This window comes from Paenibacillus arenilitoris (assembly GCF_014705655.1).
Classification (GTDB): domain Bacteria; phylum Bacillota; class Bacilli; order Paenibacillales; family Paenibacillaceae; genus Pristimantibacillus; species Pristimantibacillus arenilitoris.
In genome coordinates this window covers 121,396-147,963 of the sequence record NZ_JACXIY010000015.1, presented here as the reverse complement: position 1 = coordinate 147,963, position 26,568 = coordinate 121,396, and the positions used below count along the sequence as shown (strand labels likewise).

At 56.0% G+C, this 26,568-nt stretch carries 28 protein-coding genes; 4 read left to right on the top strand and 24 right to left on the bottom strand.

Annotation, left to right across the window (positions count from 1 at the left end; translation table 11 throughout):
* Positions 1-121: 121 nt before the first annotated feature.
* The 10 genes from IDH41_RS13460 to IDH41_RS13415 form a co-directional block, all read right to left on the bottom strand.
* On the bottom strand, positions 122-1,453 hold the full coding sequence (locus tag IDH41_RS13460; RefSeq protein WP_190861820.1) for a pyrimidine-nucleoside phosphorylase: 1,332 nt from the start codon (positions 1,451-1,453) through the stop codon (positions 122-124).
* A 24-nt stretch (positions 1,454-1,477) separates the two neighbouring features.
* On the bottom strand, positions 1,478-1,648 hold the full coding sequence (locus IDH41_RS13455) for an aspartyl-phosphate phosphatase Spo0E family protein (protein ID WP_190861819.1): 171 nt from the start codon (positions 1,646-1,648) through the stop codon (positions 1,478-1,480).
* A 110-nt stretch (positions 1,649-1,758) separates the two neighbouring features.
* Positions 1,759-2,598, bottom strand: a complete 840-nt coding sequence (locus IDH41_RS13450; RefSeq protein WP_190861818.1) for a purine-nucleoside phosphorylase — start codon at positions 2,596-2,598, stop codon at positions 1,759-1,761.
* Positions 2,599-2,616: 18 nt separating this feature from the next.
* The gene (gene deoB, locus IDH41_RS13445) at positions 2,617-3,801 is read right to left on the bottom strand and encodes a phosphopentomutase (RefSeq protein WP_190861817.1); all 1,185 of its coding nucleotides are present in this window, start codon (positions 3,799-3,801) and stop codon (positions 2,617-2,619) included.
* 46 nt (positions 3,802-3,847) lie between these two features.
* Entirely contained in the window at positions 3,848-4,738 is an 891-nt protein-coding gene (gene xerD, locus IDH41_RS13440; protein ID WP_190861816.1) for a site-specific tyrosine recombinase XerD, read from the bottom strand.
* 130 nt (positions 4,739-4,868) lie between these two features.
* Positions 4,869-5,102, bottom strand: a complete 234-nt coding sequence (locus tag IDH41_RS13435; RefSeq protein WP_190861815.1) for a DUF4227 family protein — start codon at positions 5,100-5,102, stop codon at positions 4,869-4,871.
* A 74-nt stretch (positions 5,103-5,176) separates the two neighbouring features.
* Entirely contained in the window at positions 5,177-6,319 is a 1,143-nt protein-coding gene (gene ald / locus IDH41_RS13430; protein ID WP_190861814.1) for an alanine dehydrogenase, read from the bottom strand.
* A gap of 580 nt (positions 6,320-6,899) precedes the next feature.
* Complete coding sequence (fur, locus tag IDH41_RS13425) at positions 6,900-7,370, bottom strand: ferric iron uptake transcriptional regulator (RefSeq protein WP_190861813.1); 471 nt, start codon at positions 7,368-7,370, stop codon at positions 6,900-6,902.
* Positions 7,371-7,462: 92 nt separating this feature from the next.
* Entirely contained in the window at positions 7,463-8,083 is a 621-nt protein-coding gene (gene spoIIM, locus IDH41_RS13420; RefSeq protein ID WP_190861811.1) for a stage II sporulation protein M, read from the bottom strand.
* A gap of 841 nt (positions 8,084-8,924) precedes the next feature.
* The gene (locus tag IDH41_RS13415) at positions 8,925-9,494 is read right to left on the bottom strand and encodes an NUDIX hydrolase (RefSeq protein WP_190862069.1); all 570 of its coding nucleotides are present in this window, start codon (positions 9,492-9,494) and stop codon (positions 8,925-8,927) included.
* A gap of 93 nt (positions 9,495-9,587) precedes the next feature.
* On the opposite strand from IDH41_RS13415, the gene mciZ reads away from it, so the two are divergent.
* Entirely contained in the window at positions 9,588-9,752 is a 165-nt protein-coding gene (mciZ, locus tag IDH41_RS13410) for a Z-ring formation inhibitor MciZ (protein ID WP_190861810.1), read from the top strand.
* Positions 9,753-9,857: 105 nt separating this feature from the next.
* Here the strand turns inward: mciZ and IDH41_RS13405 are convergent, their stop codons facing one another.
* The gene (locus tag IDH41_RS13405) at positions 9,858-10,991 is read right to left on the bottom strand and encodes a M20/M25/M40 family metallo-hydrolase (protein WP_190861809.1); all 1,134 of its coding nucleotides are present in this window, start codon (positions 10,989-10,991) and stop codon (positions 9,858-9,860) included.
* Between the two features lie 86 nt (positions 10,992-11,077).
* Here IDH41_RS13405 and prli42 point away from each other — a divergent pair, with 86 nt between their 5' ends.
* Positions 11,078-11,176, top strand: a complete 99-nt coding sequence (gene prli42, locus IDH41_RS13400; RefSeq protein ID WP_190861808.1) for a stressosome-associated protein Prli42 — start codon at positions 11,078-11,080, stop codon at positions 11,174-11,176.
* Here prli42 and lipB read toward each other — a convergent pair.
* From lipB to lpdA, 5 genes are all read right to left on the bottom strand, one after another.
* The gene (lipB, locus tag IDH41_RS13395) at positions 11,165-11,872 is read right to left on the bottom strand and encodes a lipoyl(octanoyl) transferase LipB (protein ID WP_190861807.1); all 708 of its coding nucleotides are present in this window, start codon (positions 11,870-11,872) and stop codon (positions 11,165-11,167) included. The two genes, prli42 and lipB, sit on opposite strands and share 12 nt — an antisense overlap.
* 17 nt (positions 11,873-11,889) lie before the next feature.
* Positions 11,890-13,212, bottom strand: coding sequence for a dihydrolipoamide acetyltransferase family protein (locus IDH41_RS13390; RefSeq protein WP_397327914.1), 1,323 nt, complete (start codon positions 13,210-13,212; stop codon positions 11,890-11,892).
* A gap of 101 nt (positions 13,213-13,313) precedes the next feature.
* Entirely contained in the window at positions 13,314-14,297 is a 984-nt protein-coding gene (locus tag IDH41_RS13385) for an alpha-ketoacid dehydrogenase subunit beta (RefSeq protein ID WP_190861805.1), read from the bottom strand.
* The gene (locus IDH41_RS13380; RefSeq protein WP_190861803.1) at positions 14,297-15,328 is read right to left on the bottom strand and encodes a thiamine pyrophosphate-dependent dehydrogenase E1 component subunit alpha; all 1,032 of its coding nucleotides are present in this window, start codon (positions 15,326-15,328) and stop codon (positions 14,297-14,299) included. Before IDH41_RS13380 ends, IDH41_RS13385 begins: the two co-directional genes overlap by 1 nt.
* 95 nt (positions 15,329-15,423) lie before the next feature.
* On the bottom strand, positions 15,424-16,851 hold the full coding sequence (gene lpdA / locus IDH41_RS13375; protein ID WP_190861801.1) for a dihydrolipoyl dehydrogenase: 1,428 nt from the start codon (positions 16,849-16,851) through the stop codon (positions 15,424-15,426).
* A gap of 166 nt (positions 16,852-17,017) precedes the next feature.
* On the opposite strand from lpdA, the gene IDH41_RS13370 reads away from it, so the two are divergent.
* Positions 17,018-17,311, top strand: a complete 294-nt coding sequence (locus tag IDH41_RS13370; protein WP_190861799.1) for a DUF2627 domain-containing protein — start codon at positions 17,018-17,020, stop codon at positions 17,309-17,311.
* 84 nt (positions 17,312-17,395) lie between these two features.
* Here the strand turns inward: IDH41_RS13370 and coaD are convergent, their stop codons facing one another.
* A complete protein-coding gene (gene coaD / locus IDH41_RS13365) occupies positions 17,396-17,872 on the bottom strand; it encodes a pantetheine-phosphate adenylyltransferase (protein WP_190861797.1) in 477 nt (158 codons plus the stop codon).
* A gap of 137 nt (positions 17,873-18,009) precedes the next feature.
* Here coaD and IDH41_RS13360 point away from each other — a divergent pair, with 137 nt between their 5' ends.
* Complete coding sequence (locus IDH41_RS13360) at positions 18,010-18,177, top strand: mechanosensitive ion channel protein MscL (protein WP_190861796.1); 168 nt, start codon at positions 18,010-18,012, stop codon at positions 18,175-18,177.
* 187 nt (positions 18,178-18,364) lie between these two features.
* Here IDH41_RS13360 and spo0A read toward each other — a convergent pair whose 3' ends face one another.
* The 7 genes from spo0A to dxs form a co-directional block, all read right to left on the bottom strand.
* Entirely contained in the window at positions 18,365-19,177 is an 813-nt protein-coding gene (gene spo0A, locus IDH41_RS13355) for a sporulation transcription factor Spo0A (protein WP_190861794.1), read from the bottom strand.
* A 281-nt stretch (positions 19,178-19,458) separates the two neighbouring features.
* The gene (gene spoIVB / locus IDH41_RS13350; RefSeq protein WP_190861792.1) at positions 19,459-20,787 is read right to left on the bottom strand and encodes a SpoIVB peptidase; all 1,329 of its coding nucleotides are present in this window, start codon (positions 20,785-20,787) and stop codon (positions 19,459-19,461) included.
* A gap of 122 nt (positions 20,788-20,909) precedes the next feature.
* Complete coding sequence (gene recN / locus IDH41_RS13345; RefSeq protein WP_190861790.1) at positions 20,910-22,616, bottom strand: DNA repair protein RecN; 1,707 nt, start codon at positions 22,614-22,616, stop codon at positions 20,910-20,912.
* Positions 22,617-22,632: 16 nt separating this feature from the next.
* Positions 22,633-23,085, bottom strand: a complete 453-nt coding sequence (gene ahrC, locus IDH41_RS13340; RefSeq protein ID WP_190861788.1) for a transcriptional regulator AhrC/ArgR — start codon at positions 23,083-23,085, stop codon at positions 22,633-22,635.
* A gap of 18 nt (positions 23,086-23,103) precedes the next feature.
* Positions 23,104-23,568 (bottom strand): hypothetical protein, encoded by a 465-nt coding sequence (locus IDH41_RS13335; protein WP_190861786.1) that lies wholly within the window; start codon positions 23,566-23,568, stop codon positions 23,104-23,106.
* 188 nt (positions 23,569-23,756) lie between these two features.
* Positions 23,757-24,587 carry a TlyA family RNA methyltransferase gene (locus IDH41_RS13330; RefSeq protein WP_190861785.1) on the bottom strand — a complete coding sequence of 277 codons (831 nt, stop codon included), beginning with the start codon at positions 24,585-24,587 and terminating at the stop codon, positions 23,757-23,759.
* A 16-nt stretch (positions 24,588-24,603) separates the two neighbouring features.
* Complete coding sequence (dxs, locus tag IDH41_RS13325) at positions 24,604-26,502, bottom strand: 1-deoxy-D-xylulose-5-phosphate synthase (RefSeq protein WP_317890742.1); 1,899 nt, start codon at positions 26,500-26,502, stop codon at positions 24,604-24,606.
* Between the last annotated feature and the right edge of the window lie 66 nt (positions 26,503-26,568).

Genomic DNA, 26,568 nt, shown 5'->3' with positions numbered 1-26,568 from the left:
TCAAGTGTTGACCTGCCGAAAGAAATTTATTCCAATCCGGCCGCGCAAAAAAATCCGTCCCGGCTGCCGGAACGGATTCATTCGTTTCATGGAACGATAATATAAGGGGAGAAGCCTTTCTTCAAACGTAGCGTTCAATACCGTTAGCCGTCACGACGGATAGCAGCAGCGCGCGCTCCTCCGGCTTCGATGCGCTGAACGAATACGCCGCGCGTACGCGCTCGGCGACTTCGCGCGCGGCTTCGCCCTGCTCGCGCACGTGCAGCACCGCAAGAGTAGCGCCGGCCTCGACCGGATCGCCGACCTTCATGCGGAGCGTAACGCCGACGGCGTAGTCGATCGGAGCGTCCTTCGTCTCCCTGCCCGCGCCAAGGAGCATGGCGGCAAGCCCGAGCTGCTCCGCTTCGATCGCCGAAACGTAGCCGGACTGCTCCGCCTTCACTTCCACCGTGTGCGGCGCCTGAGGGAGCCTGGACGGATCGTCGGCGATCGATGCGTCCCCGCCTTGCGCCGCGACGAACGCTTTAAATTTCGCAAGCGCCTCGCCGTTTTCGATTTTGCCGCGCAGCATTTCCTTCGCCTCCTCTACGGACGAGGCAAGGCCGCCCAGCTGAACCATATGGGCGCCCAGCGTCAGGCAAAGCTCCGTCAAATCGTTCGGGCCGTTGCCCTTCAGCGTTTCGATCGATTCCCTCACCTCGAGCGCGTTGCCGATCGCGAAGCCGAGCGGCTGGTCCATATCGCTGATGACGGCCGCCGTCTTGCGCCCGACCTCCGTGCCGATGTCCACCATCGCCTTGGCCAGCTGTTCCGATTGTGCCAGCGTCTTCATGAACGCCCCGCTGCCCGTCTTCACATCGAGCACGATCGCGTCCGCGCCGGAAGCGATCTTCTTGCTCATGACCGAGCTTGCGATGAGCGGAATCGATTCTACCGTCGCGGTAACGTCCCGAAGCGCGTACAGCTTCTTGTCCGCGGGAGCCAAATTGCCGCTCTGCCCGATAACCGACAACCCGATTTCGTTCACCTGGTTCATGAAGCGTTCGCGGGACAATTCGGTCCTGAAGCCTTCGATCGACTCCAGCTTGTCGATCGTGCCTCCGGTATGGCCGAGTCCCCGCCCGGACATCTTCGCGACGGGAACGCCCGCCGCAGCCACGAGCGGCGCGACAATGAGCGTCGTTTTGTCCCCGACGCCGCCCGTGCTATGTTTATCGACTTTAATCCCGCTGATCGGACCAAGATCGACTTGATCGCCCGAATTCGCCATCGCCAGCGTGAGCGCAGCCGTTTCCCTTGGCGTCATGCCGCGGAAAAAAACAGCCATCGCCCATGCGGATAGCTGGTAATCCGGTATGTCGCCGCGCGAATAACCGTCGATTAAATACGTTAATTCCGAAGCAGTCAGCTCTCCGCCGTCTCTTTTCTTCTGTATAAGATCTACCGACCGCATAAATCCTCCTTGTGTGCCGCGCCGTCAGTTTGCCTGCGTAAGCAATCGACGTTCCTCCTGCACCTGTACGATGATTTTGTCGAGCGATTGGCTCAGCGTGATCACGTCGCGGTGCAGGAGGTTCTGCTTCAACATGGCCGTTTCCACCATTTTGTCGCGCAACAGCTCCATTTGTACGAGTAACTGCTTGTCCATTTTATCGTCCACTCCATCTTTCTTTGATCATGGACATTATACGACGATTCGTAAAAAAAACACTGTCACATTGAGTCGACGGAAATGTTACAATTGTGTTACAAAAAAGGTTACATCGCCGCGATTAATGCGGTAACAAGTCCTAAAAACTGGGACTTGACTCGTTCGGTCGTTTCCATCACTTCCGTGTGGGACAACGGCTGGTCCAGTATTCCCGCGGCCATATTGCTAATGCAGGAAATTCCTGCCACTTCTATGCCCGAATGCCGGGCCGCGATAACCTCGGCAACAGTCGACATTCCGACGGCATCGGCGCCGAGCACGCGAAGCATGCGAATTTCGGCGGGGGTCTCATAGGTCGGTCCGAGCAAGCCCGCATAGACGCCTTCACGCAGCGTAATGTCTTGGCTCTGCGCAATGTCTCTGGCGATCGCGCGCAGTCGTTTGCTGTACGCCTCGGACATATCGGGGAAACGGACGCCCAGCTCGTCGTCGTTCGGCCCGACGAGCGGATTTTTGCCCGTCAGGTTCAAATGGTCCGAAATAAGCATCAGGTTGCCCGCTTCATATCCGGTATTTACGCCCCCCGCCGCGTTCGTCACGAGCAGCGTCTTCACGCCCAGCGCCTTCATGACCCTGACCGGGAACGCCGTCAATTCCGGGCCGTAGCCTTCGTACATGTGGAATCGGCCCCGCATGAGCAGGACGGTTCTGCCGGATAACTTGCCAAGAAGCAGCTCGCCCGCGTGGCCCTCTACCGTCGAGATTGGGAAATGCGGAATATCGTGGTACGCGATCGTCACCGCTTCCTCCAAGTAATCGCCCAGAACGCCGAGCCCCGAGCCCATAATAAGCCCGATCTCGGGCATCAGCTCCGTTCGTTCGCGTATGTATTGCGCCGCCTCCTTGATATGGGCCGCCGTCAATCCTGCCGCAGTCGCTGCATTCATCTCCAATATCCTCCTCGCTTATGTAATTACCAATTCAGCCAAAAAGCTCGTGCCGTTAGGGGGCGCCTTCACGCCGAAGTTATCCGCGATCGTTGCCCCGAGATCCGAGAAGGTCGACCTTACGGACAACGGCCCCGGCTGCTTGAACGCCGGGCTGAACAGCAGAATCGGAACATACTCGCGGGTATGGTCCGTTCCCGGATGAACCGGATCGTTGCCGTGGTCCGCCGTAACGATGAGCAGGTCCCGCTTCCCGATCCGCTTCTCGAGCCCGGGGACCGCCGCGTCGAACTCTTCCAGCGCCGACGCGTAGCCTTCAGGGTCCCGGCGATGACCGTACAGCGAATCGAAATCGACCAAATTCGTGAACAGCAATCCTTTGAAAGGCTCGTCCAAGCGCTCGATCGTCTTCGCGATGCCATCCGCGTTGCTCTTGGTCGGATTGGACGAAGTTATGCCTTCCCCGTCGAAAATGTCATTGATTTTCCCGATCGCAATCGTATCGTAACCTGCATCCTGAAGGGCGTTCAGCACGGTCGGCTCCGGCGGCTTGACCGCGTAATCGTGCCGGTTCGGCGTCCGTTTGAACGCGCCCGGCTTCCCGACGTACGGTCTCGCGATGACGCGTCCGACCGTGAACCGCTCGTCCATCGTCAATTCCCTGGCGATCTCGCAGGCGCGGTACAGCTCCTCGAGCGGAATGACTTCCTCGTGCGCCGCGATCTGGAACACGCTGTCGGCGGACGTGTATACGATCCAAGCGCCGCTCTCCATCTGCTGCGCGCCGAGCTCGTCCAATATTTCCGTCCCGCTTGCCGCCTTATTGCCGATGACCTTCCGCCCGGTCCGCTCCTCGAACGGTCCGATCAGCTCGGGGGGAAAGCCGTCCGGAAACGTCTGGAACGGTACGGTCATCTTAAGGCCCATCAGCTCCCAATGCCCGGTCATCGTATCCTTGCCGACGGATACTTCGGCCATCTTGCCGTAATACGCCGCTGCAGGTTCCCCCGCCGGCTTCCAATCCGCGATTTGCGCGATTCGGTCGAGCCCCCACCTCCTCAGATGGGGCAGCTTTATGGCCGGTACCCGCTCCGCGATATGTCCGAGCGTATGCGAGCCGGCGTCGCCGAACGATTCGGCGTCGGGCAGCTCGCCGATGCCGACGCTGTCCAGCACGATAACGGCGATTCGGTCAAATTTCATCGGTCTGTCTCCTCTCTGTAGTCGAACGCGCCGGCGGCCGAAGCGGTCATGCGCGCGGATGCGCGCTGCCGTATACGTCTCTCATGCGCGTCTTCGGGAGCTGCGCGTATTTGAGCGTCGTTGCTACGTCGGCATGTCCGAGCAGCTCCTGCACCGCCCGAACATCCGCTCCGCCCGCCAGCATATGGGAGGCGACCGAATGCCTGAGCGTATGCGGCGTAATTTCCGCTTCGATCCCCGCTTCCTTCGCGTATTTCTTAATCGTCTTCCAAAACCCTTGCCTTGTCAACCGCGTTCCGAGATGGTTCAGGAATGCGGCGGAATTCGCATCCCTTTGGGTCAAAAGCTCCGCCCGCCCCGCCTGCAAATAATCGGTCAGAGCAAGCTTCGCCATCCGCCCGAACGGCACGATTCTTTCCTTCATGCCGCTTCCGATGCAGTGGATAAAGCCGAGCTGGAGGTTGACATGCTCCAGGTTTAGCGCCACGAGCTCGGATACGCGAATGCCGCCTGCATAGATCAGCTCGAGCATGGCTCTGTCGCGCTTGCCCGCCGCGGTGTCCGCGCTTGGCGCCTCGAGCAGACGGTTCGTTTCGTCGATCGTCAACACGCTAGGCGGCTTCTTCTCCGGCTTCGGCGAATCGATCGTAAGCGCCGGATTATGTCGCAACCATCCTTCAGCCGCCATGTAATGAAAAAAAGCGCGAATGGAAACGAGTCGGCGCGAAAGCGTCGCCGCCATCCTGCCTTCTCCTTTCTGCCGCTGCAAATATTGGGCGATATGATGTTTATGTACGGCATCCGGATCGGCAAGCCCTAATTGCTCCGCATAGGAAACGAAATGGAGCAAATCCCGCTCGTAGGATGCCATGGTGTTGGCCGAGAGCCTGCTCTCCGACCGTAAATCTCGCAAGTATCGGTCTAATTGGTGTTTCATGCGGATTCCTTTCGCCTCATCGTCGGCAGCCGCGCGCGCGTCTGCCCTGCAAGGAAGGATTCCACGCGCGTTCAACCGATTCCTGCTTGTCCCGGACATTCTGTGCGGCTTGCACAAAGTCGAGCTTAAATCATTCCCCGTAATAGAAAAACCAGCGCAAACGGTCGGCCGCGTTGCTGCTGTCGGGCGGTCCCGGCTCCGACTTGAACACCTTGAGCGCGTCGCCCGCCGGCACCCGGTATGGCTGAACGGGCGAAAGCGCTTCGGCCAGCCAGCGGTAGCCTCCCGTGACGATAAGCAGCAAGATGGCGAATATGACCAAAAATACGATGCGGCTCATCCATCTCCGTATCGATAATACCATTCCTGTCAGCCCCCTCGGTACGCAACCTTTGTCCATCCGTACCACCATATGAGAGAGCCGACAGGATTATTCGCTTACGGCTGCAGACGCTCGTAAGGGATGCTTTCCAGCCATTTGTCAAGCGGGGTATAAGGCAAACCGACCGCATCCGCGACCGGTTCGTACGTTACCTTCCCGGCGTGCGTGTTCACCCCTTTTTGCAGCGGCACGCTCCGGCGAACGGCATTCATGCCGCGATTGGCAAGCTCCAGCGCGTACGGAATCGTCACGTTCGTCAGGGCAAAGGTGGATGTGCGCGGCACGGCGCCCGGTATGTTGGCCACCGCGTAATGGACGACGCCGTGCTTCACGTAGATCGGATCCTTATGGGTCGTCGGACGATCCACCGTCGCGATCGAACCGCCCTGATCGACCGCGACATCGACGATGACCGCGCCCTTCTTCATCCCCTTCACCATTTGCTCCGTCACCAAATGAGGCGCGCGCGCTCCCGGAATGAGCACCGCCCCGATCAGCAAATCCGCCCTGGCCGCCGCTTCGGCAATATGATACGGGCTTGACATTAGCGTGCGTATGCGGCCACCGAACACATCGTCCAAGTACCTCATTCTGTCGGCGCTGCGCTCGAGAATAACGACGTTGGCCCCCATGCCGAGCGCGATCTTCGCCGCATTCGTTCCGACGACGCCGCCGCCGATAATGACGACCTCCGCCGGCGGCACGCCGGGCACGCCGCCTAGCAGCACGCCCCTGCCCCCGTTGAACGTCTCAAGAAATTGGGCGCCTACCTGCACGGACATCCGACCCGCCACCTCGCTCATCGGCGTCAGGAGCGGCAAGCTGCCGTTTGGAAGCTGAATGGTTTCGTACGCGATGCCCGTTACGCCTTTGTCGACCAGCGCCCTTGTCAAATCGGGCGCCGCCGCCAAATGCAAATACGTAAATAGAAGCAGACCTTCGCGGAAATAGCCGAATTCCTCCGCCAGCGGCTCCTTCACTTTCAAAATCATGTCCGCTTTCGACCATACCTCGGCCGCGCTGCCGATAATTTCGGCTCCTTCACGGACGTAATCGTCATCCTCGAAGCCGCTCCCGCTTCCGGCTCCCGTCTCGACGAGCACCCGATGGCCGGCCGCGGCCAGCATCGTTACGCCGGCCGGCGTCAGGGCGACGCGAAACTCGCTTTGCTTGATTTCCTTCGGAACTCCGACGATCATGTTCCTTCTCCTCCTCAGACTGCGCGGTATCCGTCGCTGTTCTTACGGTTCTCATAGTATTGTTTATGATCGGAACGGGCTAAGTGACTGTGCGCTCGGGCAAGTTTGCCCATCAAATTTATCGTTTGTCATTATTCGAAAAATATGTGCCCTGCGGCAGTCACCCAATCGCCCCGCGGGCCATCGCCATAAACGGATAGAGTTACTTGCGAGGCGAAAGAGGCTGCAATACGCCAATGGCGAAAAAACTCGAAACGCTCATAAGCAGCTGCGCTTGCTTTCATCTCGACTCGAAGTCCTCTTTGCATCCGCTCAACGGAATCGTGAACCATTCCGATTTGTTCGTTGCAGGAGGAGTCAATACGACGCGATACCGTGAAGCGGGCGGCCCGGCAAGGCATTGTCGTCGTCGCTTCCGCGGGCAATTCCGGCAGCGGGAGCAAGGAGGATCGACGAATCGGATCAAATCGCAAGCTTTAGCTCCGGCTTGATGCAGCTTGACCGCATTTTCGATGCTTAAACTCCGCCCGACATAACAAAAACGGCTTTGCCGTCCAGATCAGCTGGTCAGCGAAGCCGTTTACGTTTGATTTGGGTTAGGCGCCGAGTCGTTCTTCTCCTTGCAGCGGTGACATACGCCTTGAAAATCGAGCCGATGATCGACGACGAAAAATCCGTACTCCCGCTCCAGCCTCTCTTCGAGCGGCAGCAGCCAGTCTTCCTTTATTTCATCCATAGTTCCGCATTGTACGCATATTAAATGATGATGATGATGCTTATTGCTGTCCGTGCGAAGATCGTACCTCGCCACCCCGTCGCCGAAATTCAGCTTCTCGACGACATGCATTTCGCTGAGCAATTCCAACGTCCGGTACACCGTTGCAAGTCCGATCTCCGGCGCTTTGTCCTTCACGAGCATGAATACGTCTTCCGCGCTTAGATGGTCTTCCTCGTTCTCCAGCAATACGCGGACCGTTGCTTCTCGCTGCGGGGTTAATTTGTAGCCCTGCGACTGCAACTGTTGTTTGATCTTCTCAATCCGGGCTTCCATGATTTCCCCCCCACCGCATGTCTGCGCCTATAACAGGAAACGTTTCCTCTCATTATAGGTGCTAACCTGCAATAAAGTCAAACTTTTTGGTGTCAAATCGTGGCGTTATCGGGCGAAAGAAAAGGGGAAACCCAGCCGATGAGCGCTGGCGAAACGTAAGCTTCGACGAGAGCGGCGCCGGCGAATATAAAGAGCATGAGCACCGCCGTCGACGTAAACGAGCCGAGCTGGGGAGCGAGATCTCCCTTCTGCCGAAGGAGCCTGTTCTTGACGACGTGCAGGGAGAAGGAAATCGCGGCCGCGCTCGTAATAATCATCGCGGGAACCGCGATGATGTTCTGCGGGACGATCGAAGCGAAGGAGAGGAGAACGCCTCTCCAGGCATATTGATTGATAAGGGTGCCGACCGCGAATCCGACCAGCGCCCCTTTCAAGAAATTAAGCGCCAGCACGCCCGGAATGCCGACTACCGTAATGCCGAGCACCCACAAGAGCACAAGCCATTTGCCGTGAAAGAAGAACCGCTCCCGGAAGGATGCCGCTTCCTCCGTCCCGATCCCTTCGTTCATGAACCGCACGTACTGGTCCACGTCCCGGGCCAGCTCCTGCTGCTGCTCGAGCGTCAGCGCGTTGACCATCAAGCCTCCGAAAATAACGCCTACGACGAATAGGACCGATACGAAGACGTATAGCGATAATTGATTTTTGATCATGTCTATTCCTCCGATATGGCTTCATCCAAACCTTCAAAGGCTTCTACCGAACCTACGTAGGCTTCTACCCAACCTACATAGGCTTCTACTCAACCTTCAAAGGATTTCGATCCCTCCCAAACCCTCCCTTCCAAGGGAGGGCCCCAAGGGTTGCACCCTCTGGACACCGCAATTGGACTAACGTCGGGGCTTCAGAGGCGATTGTAAGTGACGGTTAGCATTAGAGCGCTTCCGTCCCTGCGGGACACGCTGGACGTTTGGTGCGCTCGGGTTACCCGTTTCTAAGAAACGTAACAAGCCTTAGAGACGGTTGCGAGAACCGTTCGGTTAAGGAGCGCTTCCGTCCCTGCGGGACACGCTGGACGTTTGGTGCGCTCGGGTTACCTGTTTCTAAGAAACGTAACAAGACTTAGAGACGGTTGCGAGAACCGTTCGGTTAAGGAGCGCTTCCGTCCCTACGTGATACGCTGGAGTTTTGGTGTGCTCAGGTGAGGAGACGCTGTATTTTGGGTGCGAACATAAATTTGTTTGAGAGATGGACGGTTCTTCGACAGGTATGTGACCGATGCCGGGCTTAGTATCAGTTTTTGAAACGAAATGAAGTTCACGATAGGGAAATTCTTTATTAATTTCAATAATCGATCTTATTTGGGCGGCTAATTACACGATGCGGCTTCGATTGAGCCATTTAATTCAATTATTGAAACTAATACGGGCTTACCGGGGCATTTCGCTATTTTTGTTTCAATAATTGAAATAGCCCGGGCCAAGCCAAGATGGGGTTGTCTTCTTCATTGTATGAGGCATTCGGGGGAGGTATGACGCGGAATGCGAAGGCCGGCTATAGCCGGCCTGTCGCTAAGTAGAGCTTCCAGGCGTACACGGCGAGAATCGTCTTGGCGTCGCTGATCCGGCCTTCCCGGATGTAAGCTTCGGCCTGCTCCAGCGTGATCGCTTCGACCTTCAAATCCTCGTCTTCGTCAGGGTTTTGAACGCCTGGCAAGACCTCGTCGGTGAAGTAGACGTACAGCTTCTCGTCGGCGAAGCCGGGCGATGTATAGAAAGCGCTGATAAGCTTCAGCTTGTCCGAGCGGTAACCGGTCTCCTCCTCGAGCTCGCGGGCGGCGGCCGTCATCGGATCCTCGCCGGGGTCGAGCTTGCCGGCCGGAATTTCGATCTGGAATTTTTCAAGCGGCTTCCTGAATTGCTCGACGACGAGCAGCTTCCCGTCCAATAACGCCATGACAGCTGCCGCTCCGGGATGCTTCACGATCTCCCTCGTCGCCGTTCGGCCGTCCTGCAGGGCGACCGTGTCGACTTGCAGCGAGATCATCTTTCCCTCGAAGATCGGTTCGCTCTTGATCGTTTCCTCGCGCCAAAGCGCATTCGTTTGTTTCTGTTCCACCTTCATCGACTCCTTATTTCGTCTACGGCTTGTCATCAGGCATATCCTGTCCCGATTCGGCATATCTATCATTATATCAAATCGGCGGGGGCGGTAAAATTGAAACAATACATAGCGGTAAACCATTTGAGACTGGTAGGGAAAGGCTGGGAAATAAGGCATCAGCTTCGCAAGCTGTCCGCATCGTCCATCTCCAAGAGCCCGATGTCGGAGTATACCAACGTGCTCAGCGTGCGCCGGATTTATCCGGAGAAAGCGAATTGACCGACTCGGCAACCCGTGCCATTCGTCCAGAAAAAAGCCCTTCCTCCCCGGCAGCCTTCACTGATGCAGGGGGAAGGGCTTCTTGCTATGCCGCCGGCCGGACGCTTAGCGAACGCTGGCCGCTTGCTTCATAATTTCAACGACGAGCTCGGTCGTCGTGACGAGGTCGTCGACCTTGATTTGTTCCTTCGTCGTATGGATATGCTCATAGCCGACCGCGAGATTGACGGTTGGGATGCCTAAGCCGTTAAAAATATTCGCGTCGCTGCCTCCGCCCGAATGAAACGTGCGGGGCGTGCGTCCGATTGCGGCAATCGCCCGCTTCGCGAGCTGCACGACCGGATCGTCGTCGTCGTATTGATAGGCCGGGTAGATGATTTGGCTTTCCAGCTCGCCGCGCGCGCCGAACTCCTCCGCAGCGCTCCGCACCGCTTCTCGCATCGCTTCGATTTGACTGTCCAGCTTCCGCTGTACGATGCTGCGCGCCTCCGCCTCCAACTTGACGTAATCGCAGACGATATTGGTAGCGCCGCCGCCTTCGAATCGACCGATGTTGGCGGTCGTCTCCTTGTCGATACGGCCGAGCGGCATTCTGGCGATCGCTTTGGAAGCTACTTGAATCGCACTGATGCCGTCCTCCGGATTAACGCCGGCATGGGCGGAGCGACCGTGCATCTTGATCGTAATTTTGGCCTGCGTCGGCGCGGCAACCGCGATATCGCCGATTTTGCCGTTCGAATCGAGCGCGTAGCCGAACTTCGCCTCCAGCTTAGAGCCGTCGAGCGCGCGGGCGCCCATAAGGCCGGACTCCTCGCCGACCGTAATGACGAATTGGATGCGCCCGTGCGGAATGGACTGCTCCTTCACGACCCGTATCGCCTCGAAAATCGCGGCGATTCCGGCTTTGTCGTCGGCGCCGAGAATCGTCGTCCCGTCGCTGCGGATATAGCCGTCTTCGTCGAGCTGCGGCTTAATGCCTACGCCGGGCGTGACCGTGTCCATATGGCAAGTAAAAAAAATCGTAGGCGCCGATTCGTCCGCGCCCTCGGCTTCCCACATCGCGAACAGATTGTTCGCGCCGTGACCGGTTTTGGCCGCCGCGTCGTCCTCGCTGATCTTCATGCCGAGCGCTTCGAACTTCCGCTTCAGCACGCGGCTGATTTCCTGCTCGTGCTTCGTCTCGCTGTCAACGCGGACCAGTTCCATAAATTCGCCGACCAGGCGGTCTTTTGCGATCATTGCCGTTTCCTCCGTCCGATATTTTAGTATACAATAGAATACAGACAAGCTTACGACGTTTTCCCAAAGGAGGGGAGCCATTCATCATGCGCAGTCAAAAAATCATCCGCATCGTCGCCATCGTCGTCGTATCCGCCCTGCTGATCACGACCTTGTTCGCGGGGATTGGTTCGCTATTTTACTAATCCCCCGACTTCGAATTGAAATTCCTTCGCGAAGTATGGCAGCAGCTGTTCGGCGGCTTCCTCGACGGTAAGGTTCAGGCCGGTTAAATCGTTGAACGAAGTGACGCCGTACTGCTCGATCCCGCACGGAATAATTCCGCTGAAGCCGTCCGCGGCAATGCCCGCCTTGATGTTCAGCGCGAAGCCGTGACTCGTAATAAAGCCCCGCCGTTGCCGGGCTTTATTAAATTTCACCCCGATCGCCGCGATCTTCCGGTCGCCTACCCATACTCCTGTATATTCCGGCTTTCTGCCCGCTTCTATACCATACTCGCCGAGCCAATCGATCATGACTTGCTCCAGGCTGCGCAAGTACGCATGCAAATCGAGCCCTGCGGCATCCAGATACAATAGCGGGTACCCGACCAGCTGGCCGGGACCGTGATACGTAATATCGCCGCCGCGGTCGATTTGAAACAACGAGATGCCCCGCTCCTTCAATTGCTGCTCGCTTAGCAGCAGATGCTCCGGATGCCGATCGGATCCGATCGTATAAGTCGGCGGATGCTGAAGAAGGAGAAGCGTCTCCAGACGCTCCTCCCGATCGATTTCCTTCACGTATGCTTTCTGCAGCTCCCAGCCTGCCGCATAATCGAGTAGTCCTGCGTAGCGGGCATCCAACCTCTTCGAGCTATTCGCGCGAACCGCTTCACTCATGTTGGTATTCCCCATTTCTAGTACAGTTTGCTTTCGATATTAAAGCTTTCCAAATTATCTTTGACCCGCTGCAGGAAGCGGCCGCAGATGACGCCGTCCAAAATGCGGTGATCGAGCGATAAGCACAAGTTCGCCATCGAACGCACCGCGAGCATGTCGTTAATGACGACGGGCCGCTTCACGATCGACTCGAAGGTCAGAATCGCCGCCTGCGGGTAGTTAATGATCGGATAGGACAAAATCGAACCGAACGAACCGGTATTGTTCACCGTGAACGTTCCGCCCTGCATGTCCGAAAGCGTCAGCTTGCCCTCGCGCGTCTTGCGCGCGAGCTCGTCGATCTCCTTCGCGAGGCCGGCGACGTTTTTGTGATCGGCGTTTTTGATGACCGGCGTCAGGACGGAATCTTCCGTGCCTACCGCAAGCGAAATGTTGATATCGCGCTTCACGATGATTTTGTCGACCGCCCACATCGAGTTCATGATCGGGAAGTCCTTGATCGCGTTGACGACCGCTTTGAGCAGGAAGGCCAGGTACGTCAGGTTGATGCCCTCGCGCTTCATGAACTCGTCCTTCAGTTTATTGCGCAGCAGCACGAGATTCGTCACATCGACTTCGATCATCGTCCAAGCATGCGGAATCTCGCTGACGCTTTGCCGCATATTGCGGGCGATCGTATTGCGGATCGGCGTAACATCGATGAAGCTGTCGCCGCGCCCGAGACCCGCGGCTCCTTCCACCTCGATCTTCGGCAGCCTTGGCGTCTCCGTCAAATGCAGGCCGGAGGACCGCACCTGCACGACCGCGGCGTCCACTGCCGGAGCGGCGGCAGCGGATGAGCCGACGCTTCCCGGCTGGCCGGACTTGCCGGCACCGGAGGCGATATAAGCGAGTACGTCCTTGCGCGTAATCCGTCCGCCAAGACCCGTTCCGGCTATGTCCGCGAGCCTGATGTTATGCTCCGCCGCCAGCTGCTGAACGGCCGGCGAGAAGCGGCCGCGCATCGGCGCATCCTCCGTCTCCGGGGAACCGGCAGGCGCAGGCGCCGAATCTGCCTGGACGGGCTGCGAATCGGCTGAGGCGGCGCCTTCGGTCTCGATAACGCATACCGCGGTCCCGACCGGAACCGTCTCGCCGCTCTCCACTAAAATTTGCACGAGCTTGCCCGATACCGTCGAGGGCAATTCCGCGTTGACTTTATCCGTCAGCAGTTCGCAGATCGGCTCGTATAGGTCTACCCGGTCGCCCGGCTTTTTCAGCCATTTGTCGATCGTGGCCGATACGAGCGACTCCGCAAGCTGCGGCACGACGATCTCCGTCATTGTTTTCATGATTTTCATCTCCCAACTGGCCAGGGAATGTTAGCGGCTTCCTCTGGCGGCGCATTATACGATTCGCGGTCGTATAAGCCAAAAATTCTGTTCTACTGCGCGTTGCCGTATTAATAGAGAGCCAGTTTGCGCATAGCCTCTTTTACCTTTTCTTTGTTGAGCATAAAAAATTTCTCGCCCGGAGGGTTGATCGGCATCGCCGGCACATCGGGCCCGCATAGGCGCATGATCGGCGCGTCGAGCTCGTACAGCAGCTCTTCGGCGATGATCGCCGATACTTCGGCGCCGACGCCGCCGGTTTTGTTGTCCTCGTGGATGATCAGCACTTTGCCCGTTTTGCGAACGGCTTCGAGAATCGCTTCCTTATCGAGCGGCTGAATGGTGCGCAGATCGAGAATATGAGTGCTGATGCCCTCGCAGGCCAGCTCCTCGGCCGCCTGCTCCGCGAACAGCAGAGGCAAGCTGTAGCCGATGACGGTGATGTCGTCCCCTTCGCGCAGCACGTTGGCTTCGCCGATCGGCACGGTATAATCGGTATCCGGAACGTCGCCGTTAATAAGCTTATAGCACTTTTTATTTTCGAAATAAATAACCGGATCCGGGTCGCGGACGGCTGCCTTAAGAAGCCCTTTCGCGTCGTATGCGCGGTAAGGAGCGACGATTTTTAAACCCGGCGTTCCGAAAAACACCGACTCCGGACATTGGGAATGGTACAGTCCGCCGAAAATGCCTCCGCCGATCGGCGCGCGGATGACGACAGGGCAATTCCAGTCATTGTTGGAGCGGTAGCGGATTTTGGCCGCTTCGCTAATGATTTGGTTCGTCGCGGGAAACATGAAGTCCGAATATTGCATTTCCGCAATCGGCTTCATCCCGTACATCGCAGCGCCGATCGCGACGCCCGCGATCGCCGACTCGGCAAGCGGCGTATCCATCGCCCGCAGCTCGCCGAACTGCTCCTGCAGCCCTTTGGTCGTCGTAAACACGCCGCCCTTCACGCCAACGTCCTCGCCCAGAACGAACACGTCTTCGTCGCGTTCCATTTCTTCCTTCATGGCAAGGCGAATCGCATCGATATAATCCATTGCCGGCATTAGCGAACTCCCCCTTTCTCGTCATCCGCGTAGACGTGCAGCAGTATCGATTCCGGCGCCGGAAACGGCGCTTTGTCGCCGTATTCGTTCGCTTCGTCGATTTCTTTGCGGACCGCTTTGAGCAGCTCTTCGTCCTGCTCTTCCGACCAGATGCCGCAGTCGATCAAATATTGTTTATACTTCGGAATGCCGTCCTTCGCGCGATAGAACTCGACCTCTTCCTTCGTGCGATAGGCCAGGTCGTTGTCCGATGTGGAATGCGGGGAGAGTCGGTACATGAGCGCTTCGATAAGCGTAGGCCCTTCGCCCGCGACGGCGCGCTCGCGCGCTTCCTTCACGACCCGGTACACCTCAAGCGCATCGTTACCGTCGACTTGGACGCCAGGGAAGCCGTAGCCGAGCGCCCGGTCGGACACTTTGCCCGCCAGCTGCTTGTGCAGTGGCACGGAGATCGCATATTGATTGTTCTCGCACATCAAAATAACCGGAAGCTTGTGTACGCCCGCGAAATTGCAGCCTTCATGGAAATCGCCCTGATTGCTGGAGCCTTCGCCGAACGTCGCGAAGCTGACGAACGGCTTCTTCTTCATCTTCGCCGCAAGCGCGATGCCGACGGCATGAGGCACCTGCGTCGTAACCGGGCTTGAGCCCGTCACGATTCTCAGCTTCTTATGACCGAAATGGCCCGGCATTTGCCGTCCGCCGCTATTCGGGTCCTCCGCCTTCGCGAATACGGACAGCATCAGATCCCGAACGGTCATGCCGACCGAAAGGACGAACCCGTAGTCGCGGTAATAGGGCAGAAAATAATCGTGATCGCGGTCCAAGGCGAACGCCGCCGCGACTTGGGCGACCTCCTGGCCTACGCCGGATACGTGAAAGTTAACCTTGCCGGCGCGTTGAAGCAGCAAAATTCGCTCGTCGAACTTGCGGGCCGTCACCATCTTTACGTACATATCGATTGCTTTCTCATCGCTAAGCCCTAATTCCATATGACGTAATTTTTGGCCGGATGAAGCGGATTGGGTCATAAGGAGTTCCTCCTTTGATTACTTTTATAACCTGGTACTAAGACTTGATCATACCCATTATAACCTTAATCGCCCAAAAAAGAAAATAGCGTCATTTAGAACGCTATGGCTTTGCCGTCGACAGCAAGCATCGCTTCGCCGAGCGCTTCCGCCAGCGTCGGATGCGGATGGATCATCTGCCCGACCTCCCACGGCGTCGCGTTCAAAAATCCGGCGAGGCTGGCTTCCGAAATCAGGTCGGTCGCATGCGCGCCGATCAAATGCACGCCGACGATATCGTTCGTCTTGCGGTCGGCTATGACCTTCACGAAGCCGTCCTTCTCGCCGAGCACGAGCGCCTTGCCGATCGCTTGAAACGGAATTTTGCCCGTCTTGATATCATGCCCCTTCGAGCGGGCGCCGTCCTCCGTCAATCCGTAAGAAGCGATCTCAGGCCGGGAATAGATGCAGCGCGGGATCAGGTGGTGATCGACGGCGGCTGGCTTGCCTCCGCAAATATGCTCCGCCGCGATGAGGCCTTCGTGGGCCGCGGCATGCGCCAGCTGCACCCCTCCGACGACGTCGCCGATCGCATAAATATGTGGCTCGCTCGTCTGCCCGAAGCCGTTGACCGTTATCGCGCCGTTCCCGGTCCGGATGTCGGTATTCTCAAGTCCGATTCCGTCGATCTTCGGATTGCGGCCGACGGAGACGAGCAGCTTCTCGGCCGTCAGCAGCACGTCGCCGTCAGGCGTGCTAGCGGATATCGTCACTTCGCCATTCCCGGCATTGAAATTTTCCGTCCGGAGCTGAACGCCCGTCAACACCCGGACGCCCCTTCTTCTAAGCAGCTTCGCCAGCTCCGCCGATACTTCGGCATCCTCGCCGGGGAGCAGGCGAGAGCCCGCCTCCGCGAGCGTCACTTGAACGCCGAAGTCTTGCAGCATAGAGGCCCATTCCACGCCGATCACGCCTCCGCCGACGATAATGATCGATGCGGGCAGCTTGTCCATCGCAAGCGCCTCATCGCTCGTCAGCACATATTCGCCGTCGGGCGTCAATCCAGGGAGCGTACGCGGCGTCGATCCGGTTGCGATGATCAGGTTCGTCGAAACGACCGATTCCATCTCGCCGTCAGGAAGCTCTACGGCAACCGATCCGCTTCGCGGGGAGAAGATGGACGGTCCGATAATCCGCCCTTTCCCGTGAATAATTTGGATGCCGTTCTTTTTCATCAAACTTTGCAAGCCCCGATGCAGCTGCTCGACCGTCTGTTCCTTGCGAGCTTGCACCTTATCGAAGTCCAGCGCGATCGCGCCTTCGTTTACTTGAATGCCGAACGAGCCGGCTTCCAGCAGCGTTGCATATACCTCTGCGCTGCGGAGAAGCGATTTGCTCGGAATACAACCTTTATGTAAGCATGTTCCGCCAAGCTTGTCCATTTCGATAATGGCGACCTTCTTCCCCAGCTGCGCGGCGCGAATCGCCGCCGTATAGCCGCCTGGCCCGCCACCCAATACTGCTACGTCCACTTCTATAGCCATAATCTCATTCCTTTCGCCGGTGCTTGCATTGTAACACGACATTCTTCTCTATTGTACCTGTTTTTACCGCCGTTTTCATCGTGCATTTCCGAAATAGACACCTGTCCCGTAAAAAGGTATGATAGATGAAACTGTTGATTTTGACCGATAAGGAGACCATGGTGGTATGAAATTGGTTGCGGCCCGATTTATCGCGATTCTTATGCTCGTTATTCCAGGCTTGCTTGCCTGCTTCGGCTTTCTCAAAATGAAAGATTCCGTCTTTATCTACTTTTCCGATTTCGGCAACGATGCCGTATCGCCGTCGTTCGACTGGCTTCAGTTTCTTCTCGGCTTGGTCATGTTCGCCGCCGGCGCCGGCTTTATCGGCGGCTGGACCTTCTTCCGCGACCGCAAGCGCAATTACGTCGCGCCCCGGTTCAAGCAGAAGCGTCCGCGCCCCCCGAAGCCCCAAAGCTGATCCTCTCATGCAAAACCGCTCAGTCCGGACGTTTCGACATCCGCGACCAAGCGGTTTTTTTCATCCTTTCGAGCGGGCGGGACGTCAGTCTTCAAACTCCAACATCCGCGTATAAGCTTTAGGCATCATATAAGTGGAGGCATGCTCCGTCTTATCCGAATTCAGAAACATGCGAACAAGCGAGCTGCTCGTCTGCATGTAGTGCGTATACGGCGACAAATAGATCGTATCGGCCATCGTCGTATTCCGGATGTACTGCTCCAGCTGGAGCTCGTACTCGAAGTCCGTCGCGTTCCGGATTCCCCGTATGACCGCGTCGATCTGATGTTCGTTGATGTAATCCGCTACAATTCCCTCATAAGGCGCAACCCTGATTTTCTCGTCCTGGGGAATTGACAGAACGACCAGCTCCGTCCGTTGCTCAATCGTAAAATGGTGTTTTTTCGAGCGGTTATTCGCCACAAGAATATGCAGTTCGCTGAACAAACGGATAGCCCGCTCTATGACGGATACGTGGCCCAGCGTAATGGGATCGAAGCTCCCCGCGTACACGGCCTTCATGCGTTCACCTCCGAAGCGTTCGTTTACATTGCGATGACGGTTGACAAAAACGATAACAATCTTTGGCATTTCATTTTATGATTCCAAAATACGCGGATCGTAAGATGGGAGTATCAAAGGAAACCGAGGTGCCAAAAATGAAAATCGTATTCGACGTGTTCGTTGACGGAAAAGTGAAGGAAACGCTTCAACCAAGCAGCCAGCGATTAAAAGAAATCCACGACTTTATTAAAGCAGAATCGTCCGGTTTAATCAAAAAGTACGGAAGGAACGTTTACTTGAATCGAAGGGTCGTGTATAACTGATCGCGCGTCCTCCCGCATCTCCGCCTGCGGCTTTGGCCGCCGAATGCCATCCATCCTGCCAATACCGCTATCCTTTACGTACCGGCGCTCCCTTCCACCTAACAAACTCGAATCGAAAAAAAACCGTTAATTAAAGGATTTGTGCAAGCAATCCGATAATGAACGGTTTTTATCGTTTTGAACGTTTTTAGCTTACTTTATGCTCGATGCGAAGCTTGTCCGCAACCATCGCGATGAACTCGCTGTTCGTCGGCTTCGACTTGCTGATGTTGATCGTGTAGCCGAACAAGTGGCTGATGCTGTCGATGTTGCCGCGCGTCCAAGCGACTTCGATCGCATGACGGATGGCGCGCTCGACGCGGGAAGGCGTCGTTTTGAACTTCTCTGCGATGGCCGGATATAGCGTCTTCGTAATGGCGCCGAGAATTTCAATATTGTTGTAAACCATCGTGATCGCCTCGCGCAAATATTGATAGCCTTTAATATGGGCCGGAACGCCGATCTCGTGGATGATGCTCGTAATATTGGCATCCAGGTTTTTGCCCTTGGGTATCGGTACGACGTTGGATTTGATCGTAGACGATGCGGACGAGTAGCTTCCGCTCGATGAATAGGTCGGATTACCGGCGAGCTGGCGAATCCGGTTGGCGAGAATATCCATATCGAACGGTTTCAAAATGTAATACGACGCGCCGAGCTGTACCGCTTTTTGCGTAATGTTTTCTTGACCGAATGCCGTCAGCATAATGATCTTCGGCATGGGGGACAAATTCATTTCCTTCAAGCGTTCCAACACCCCGAGACCATCAAGATGAGGCATGATAATATCAAGGATAAGCACATCCGGAACTTTTCTCGACTCTTCCAGATGCCTTAGTACTTCTTCTCCGTTATAAGCTACGCCGCTTACGCTCATATCGCTTTGTTCGGATATGTATTCCGATAACAGGTTAGTGAACTCACGGTTGTCGTCCGCCAATAATACTTCGATCTTATGCAAGTTGTGGTCCTCCCTTAAATGATATTCATGGAATCGATCACTCAGTTGTCTGCTTAAAGTTTTCGACATCAGCATTTGAATTCCTTCTGTCGAAAATTATTTTTCTTTATTTTTTTATTCGCTTTCGTTATAATAAAAAATTTATTACATTGTACGCTACCAGTCGTTCTCGTTCGACAAAGTTCAGGCTTCATTCGATGCATCATGCGGTTTTCATCTGCGCTGAATCCATTTAAACAGAAACGTCCGTTGAAGCCTTGAAGCCTCAACGGACATTTAACTTAAGCAGCTTGATCGATTACGCCGTTAGCCGACTTCAACAATACGCCCGCATCCTGCAGCATCCATTCGATAAAGCAGCCGTATCCCGAAGAAGGGTCGTTCACGAACACATGCGTCACTGCGCCGACAAGCTTGCCGTCTTGAATAATCGGACTGCCCGACATACCCTGTACGATGCCGCCGGTCTTGCTAAGCAGCCGTTTGTCGGTAATTTTGATGACCATCCCTTTCGTCGCTGGTCCTGACTGTTTGGAAACATGCACGATATCGATATTGAAACGCTCGACCTTTTGGCCGTTTACGACCGTCAAAATTTGCGCGGGCCCTTCTTTGACATCTTCGGCAAAGGCTACCGGAACGGATTTATCGCTATAACTGTGAGTTGGGGCTTCGTTCATTTTGCCGAAAATGCCAAACGGAGTGTTCCGTTCGACGTTACCCAATATTTTGCTCTCTTTTACAAAATGAGCGCGTTTCTCTCCCGGCTCGCCGTTTTGACTTTTGTTGATCGAAGTGACGCTCGATTGCAGAATTTGACCTTCGCCGACTTCGATGGGCGTCTGCGTATCCATGTCCGTAATGACATGGCCGAGTGCGCCGTATACGCCTTGATCGGGCGCGTAGAAAGTAAGAGTGCCAACGCCAGCCGCTGAATCGCGGATATACAAGCCCAATCGCCAAGCTTTATCCTCTGCGTCGAATACCGGATTCAAATTCGTCTCCGCCAACCTGCCATCGCGTTTATACGTAACGGCTAACGGCTTTTTTTCTTTTCCGGCCTTCGTGCAAAGATCGGCTACTTTATGGACTTCGTTAATGGCGGAACCGTTAATTTTCACAATGAGATCGCCGAGGCGCAAACCTGCAGCTTCGCCGGGCGATTGCTTCATGCCGTCTTTCCCGGATACCTGATGATGTCCCACCACCAATATGCCGGCGGATTTGACCTTGACGCCGATGGTTTGGCCGCCCGGTATGACGCGCAGATCGGGAACAACGTTTACTTTTACCGTCTTGAATGGAATTTTACCGAATAATTTCACTTTCATGCTTGTTTGGCCGCTGTGGTTCGACTGCAGGGACAGCGGTTCGTTCAAATTGACGGACAGTGAGTGACTGGAAGATCCGTTGATCTGAAGCATGTGAGGGTCGACCGTTACTTCTGCATGTACCGGCACTCCGTATTGTAATCGTTTCAGCTGCCCGGAGAATAAACGGAGTTCATTCGGGATTGCGGCAAAATGTTGAAACGGGGCGGAGCTTCCGATCATGCAAATGAAGAAAACGAGAACTAGGCCAAACCATCGCTTCCGTTGATTGGAGTTCAATGATTTCACGCTCCCTGTATTTCCATCGCATGACGTTAAAGGCGTTTCGCCATTGGCGTACCTTTAAGTTACCCCGAGCCGTTTGTTTTATGTCCGCAAAAACATTCCCTGAATGCCTTCCATTACGCCCCCTTTTGCTTATGGGCCAAATCAAGCATTTCCTGAGCGTGATGTCTTGTTTTTTCCGTAACTTCCACACCGCCGAGCATTCGCGCAAGCTCTTCGATCCGCACGCTTCCCGTCAATTCCGTTACCGAAGTCGAGGTGCGGGCTCCGATAACTTGCTTGCGGATTTCATAATGATGGTCGGCCATGCAGGCCACCTGCGGCAAATGGGTAATCGAGAACACTTGGCATCTTGCGGCAAGCTGCGACATCTTCTCCGCGATCGCCTGAGCCGCTCGTCCGCTTACCCCGGTATCCACTTCGTCGAAAATAAGAACCGGTACCTGATCGATTTCAGCAAATATGCTTTTAAGCGCCAGCATGATTCGCGACATCTCGCCTCCGGATGCGATTTTGCTAAGCGGCTTGAGCGGTTCGCCGGGATTTGTCGTAAGCAGGAATACGGCTTCGTCCATGCCGCCGGCGTGCAGCCGGATTTGCCGTTCGTCGCCCGCATCGGGCTGCTCCAGTTGCACCTTGAACCTTGCGGAAGGCATCTGCAGCTGCCCAAGCTCCTTCTCGATCGCATCGGACAGTCTGGCGGATGCATGCTCCCGGAGCTGCGACAGTTCCTTCGCAAGGGAGAGAGCCTGCTCGAATAGCCGCGATTCCTTGGCGCGAAGCTCGTCCAGCAGTTCATCCCGGTTCTCGATCTTGTCCCGTTCCTCCGTCGTTCTCTCCAAGTAGGCCAAAATATCCGGAATCGTCTCTCCGTACTTTCGTTTCAGTCCGTTGATGAGATTGAGCCGGTCATCCACTTGCGCGAGCAGCTCCGGATCGGACTCGACGGAATCCCGATAATCTCTTAATTGAAAAGCCGCGTCTTCCGCCTGATAGAACGCCGATTGAAGCTGTTCGAGCAATGGGCTTAATATGGCCGCGTCATAGACCTGGATATCGATTAGCTTGGCAATTGCTTTACTGAAGGCATCCAGTCCTTTGCCGTCGTACAGAAGCGAGTAGGCTTCGGCGACGGCATCCATTCTTTTACCCGCATACATTAGCTTGCGCCGCTCCTCGGCAAGTAATTCGTCTTCGCCGGGCTTCAGCTTCGCCGCCGATATTTCTTCGATTTGAAACCGGTACAAATCGAGCATTTGCACGTTTTGCCTGGATGATTGCTCCAGCTCTCGCAAGGAAGCTTTGATCTGCTGCAGCTCATTGAATACGTCCCGATAATGATGCTTTCGCTCGATGAGCAAATCCCCCGCGAACAGGTCGAGCCATTCCAGATGCTGCTCGGTTCGAAGCAGCGATTGATGCTCGTGCTGGCCGTGGATATTGACGAGGCATTCGCCGATTTCTCGCAGCATCGTCATCGTGACGAGCTGTCCGTTGACGCGGCTGCCGCTCTTGCCGGTCGCCGATAGCTCGCGCCTGATGACGAGCATTTCTTCCGGGGAGGCGTTGACGCCGAGCTTCGCGAGCACCTGCCATACCGGATGTTCCGCCGCCAAATCGAACATCGCTTCCATCTCGGCCTTGTCGCAGCCGTAGCGCACCATGTCGGCGGAGCCTCTGCCGCCGACGACCAAGCTTAACGCATCGATCAAAATCGATTTGCCGGCACCCGTCTCTCCGGTCAACACATGAAATCCGTTATGGAACGAAACGTTCACCTCTTCGATTACCGCTAAATTCCGTATCGATAACTCACGCAGCATGGCCTGTAACTCCTCCCTAATTCAGTAACTCGAGCAGACGTTCCACGACTTCGGCGCTTTGCGCCTTCGAACGGCAAATCATTAGGATCGTGTCGTCGCCGCATATCGTGCCCATTACTTCCGACCATTCCATGTTGTCGACAAGCGCCCCGATGGCGTTCGCCGTACCGGGCAAACATTTCATGACGACCAAATTGTCCGTGTAATCGATATGTACGAAATGGTCGAGCAGCGCTCTCTTCAATTTGTGAATCGGATTTTGCTTTTGATTGTCCTGAGGCAAGGAATAGAAATACTTCCCTTCTCCCGACGGAACCTTGATGAGCATTAATTCCTTCATATCGCGAGAGACGGTTGCTTGCGTCACCTGCATGCCCGTCGCCCTCAGCGCCTCGACGAGCTCCTCCTGCGTCTCGATTTCGTGGTTCGAAATAATCTCCTTAATCCGGTATTGACGGATCCCTTTCATAACAACCCTCCATAGCGATTAGTCAGATAGGTGAAACGTAATCGTGCGAATGACTTTATCCTTGGCGTCGACGAACAATACGCCCGTGCATTCCGGCAGCAGCAGCGCGTATACGAGCAATCGGTCCCTTACTCCGCTTGCCGTCCAGTCCATCGGCATCCGGTCCCGTGCCGTCTTCACGACGTAGATCCGGTTATCCTTCTCGGCGATGTAGTCGATGTACAGCCGGCTCCCCTTGCCGAGCGGCACGCCGTCGAGCTCGATCGGGATCGGAACGAGATGCTTGCCCGAAGTTACTTCGAATCCCGCTTCTTCCAATAGCCGGACATTCTCGTCGTTCGGATCGAGTTCGCCGCCCTTGCCGAGCTTCAGGCGATTGACGCTTGCCGGCGCATGCAGCCATCGATAAAAGGCTCTGAACATCCAAATCGCCAGCACGATGCCGGCAACCAGCATAATGACCCAATCTCCGTATGCAGTCATAGGCAGCCCCCAATCGCCCGGTAATCATGTCGATACTTGCTTCGATGCGCCGGGGGCAATTTCCTGTCGTTTCGCCAAAACCGAACATTTGTTTGCTTTCTGTAGTTTACCAAATCCGATCGGCAGTTGTAAAGAAAAAAGATGCCTTGCCAGCTAAGAACTGGTTGGCATCCTTCTTGGACACTGCATTATTTGCCGGCCGTAAACGTCTGGCTGGCGAGCTTCGTGAGCCGCTCCAGCTCCGCTTCCGCAGGCACGTCCCGGTTAGGCGCAGCAGCCCACGTCCAGTAAGCGAGAAATTCGATGTTGCCCTCACCGCCGGTAATCGGCGAGAACGTCAAGTCCCGCAGCCTGTAGCCAAGCTCGGCCGCTGCGGTAAGCACCGTCCCGAGCACTTCCTTATGAACGGCCGGATCGCGTACGACGCCGGATTTGCCGACCTTCTCCCTGCCGGCTTCGAATTGGGGCTTAATAAGCGCCACGATGCCGGAGCCCGGAGCGATGAGCGTCGACAAAGCGGGCAAAATCAGCTTTAAGGATATAAACGATACGTCGATCGTGGCAAAATCCGGCGCGGGGCCCGTCAAATCGGAAGGCTGCGTATACCGGAAGTTCGTGCGCTCCATTACGTTCACGCGCTCGTCTTGGCGAAGAGACCAGTCCAGCTGGTTGTAGCCGACGTCGATCGCATAGATGTACGAGGCGCCGTTCTGCAAGGCGCAATCCGTAAATCCGCCTGTGGAAGCGCCGATATCGAGCATCACCTTGTCCGTCATGTCGATGCCGAAGCTGCGAATCGCCTTCTCGAGCTTGAGCCCGCCCCTGCTCACATAAGGATGCAAAGCGCCTTTCACCTTAATATCTGCCGTGCGGGCCACTTTCATGCCGCTCTTGTCGACGGGCTCGTCATCGACCAGCACCAATCCCGCCATGAGGGCGGCCTTGGCCTTCTCTCTGCTTTCAAAAAATCCGCGCTCCACCAGTAGCACGTCGATCCGTTCTTTCGCTGTCGTCGTCATCTTTCTCCTTCGTGCCTTAAGGCTGCCCCGTAACCCGCTTCATGAGGCGGGGCAGCATCGTTTTCAGCTCCGTCGCGACACGCTCGGCCGTCAGGCCGACTTCCTGCCGCTGCTCTTTGATCGTGCCGTGCTCGACAAAAATATCCGGCACCCCGATAATCCGCACGGGATGACCGTAAATGCCCTTGAGCGAATAAAATTCGAGCACGGAGCTGCCGAAGCCTCCCAGTTCCGCGCCTTCCTCCAGAACGATCATTCGCTTGCCTTCCGCCGCAAGCGCCAGCAGCATCTGTTCATCCAGCGGTTTGATGAACCGGGCATTGACGATCTGCACGTTCAAGCCTTCCCGCTTCAGCAGCTCCGCCGCTTCTTCGGCGACTTGAAGCATCGGACCGACCGCCAATATGACGCCCGAATCGCCTTCCCGTACCGTCTCCCACTTTCCGATCGGCAGCGGCTGCGGATCTTTGTCGAGCTCGACGCCGAGACCGGCGATCCGCGGATAACGGACGGCGATCGGTCCGTCGTTGTATTCCACGGCCGTCTTCATCATCCGCCTCAGCTCGTTCTCGTCCTTCGGCATCATGATGACGATGTTCGGAACATGCCTTAAGAACGGAATATCGTAAACGCCGTGATGCGTCTCTCCGTCGGGCCCTACGAAGCCCGCGCGGTCGATCGCGAAGATGACGTTTAAATTTTGGCGGCAAATATCGTGCACGACTTGATCGTACGCCCGCTGCAGGAAAGTCGAATAGACCGCGAACACCGGTTTCAGGCCTTCCATCGCGAGCGCGGCGGACATCGTTCCGGCATGCTGCTCGGCGATGCCGACGTCGATCATCCGGTTCGGAAATTTGTACGCGAACTTCAATAAGCCTGAGCCTCCGGGCATGGCGGGCGTAACCGCGATGATCCGGTCGTCCTTCTCCGCCAGCTCGATGAGCATATCGCCGAACACGTCGGTGTAGACGGGAGGCCCGACGGCTTTCACCACTTGGCCGGATTCGATCTTGTAAGGGGTAATGCCGTGCCATTTGAACGAATCCGCCTCGGCAGGCGAGTATCCCTTCCCTTTGACGGTCAAGACGTGTACGAGCACCGGTCCCGTCACATGGTCCGCCTGTTTCAAAATATCGAGCACCTGCTCGATGTCGTGCCCGTCAACCGGCCCCAAATACGTAAAGCCGAACTGCTCGAACAGAATTCCGCTTACGAGCAAATACTTCAGGCTGTCCTTGAACCGTTCCGCCGTTTTGGCAAGCTTTCCGCCGATAGCCGGAATTTTATTGAGCAGCTGCTGGAGATCGTCCTTCGCTTTCTGATAATGCCGGTCCGTTCTGATTTTGCCCAAATAATGGTGGAGCGCGCCGACGTTCGGCGCGATCGACATTTCGTTGTCGTTCAATATGACCATCAGATTTTTCTTCTCGTGGCCGATATGGTTAAGCGCTTCAAGCGCCATGCCGCCCGTCAGCGCGCCGTCGCCGATCACCGCGATGACGCGGTTGCTATCGCCCTTCAGGTCCCGGGCCAGCGCCATGCCCATTGCCGCGGACAGCGAGGTGCTGCTGTGTCCCGCTTCCCAGACGTCGTGCTCGCTTTCGGAGCGCTTCACGAATCCGCATAAGCCTTTGTATTTGCGCAGCGTATCGAACCGGTCCTTGCGCCCGGTCAATATTTTGTGGACGTACGATTGATGCCCGACGTCGTAAATGAATTTATCGTCCGGACTATCGAATAAATAATGCATGGCTAAGGTCAGTTCCACGACTCCCAAATTCGGAGCGAGATGACCGCCCGTAACGGAAAGCTTCTCAATGAGAAATTGACGGATTTCTCCGGACAACTGCACGAGCTGGGCGGTTGTCAAAGCTTTCAAATCTTGAGGTCCGTTAATCTGGTCTAGCAGCACGTTACTTTCCTCGCTTTCGCGGACGGCGTCAGTTCTCGTCCGTCCCAAGTGCAACATTTTACCTAG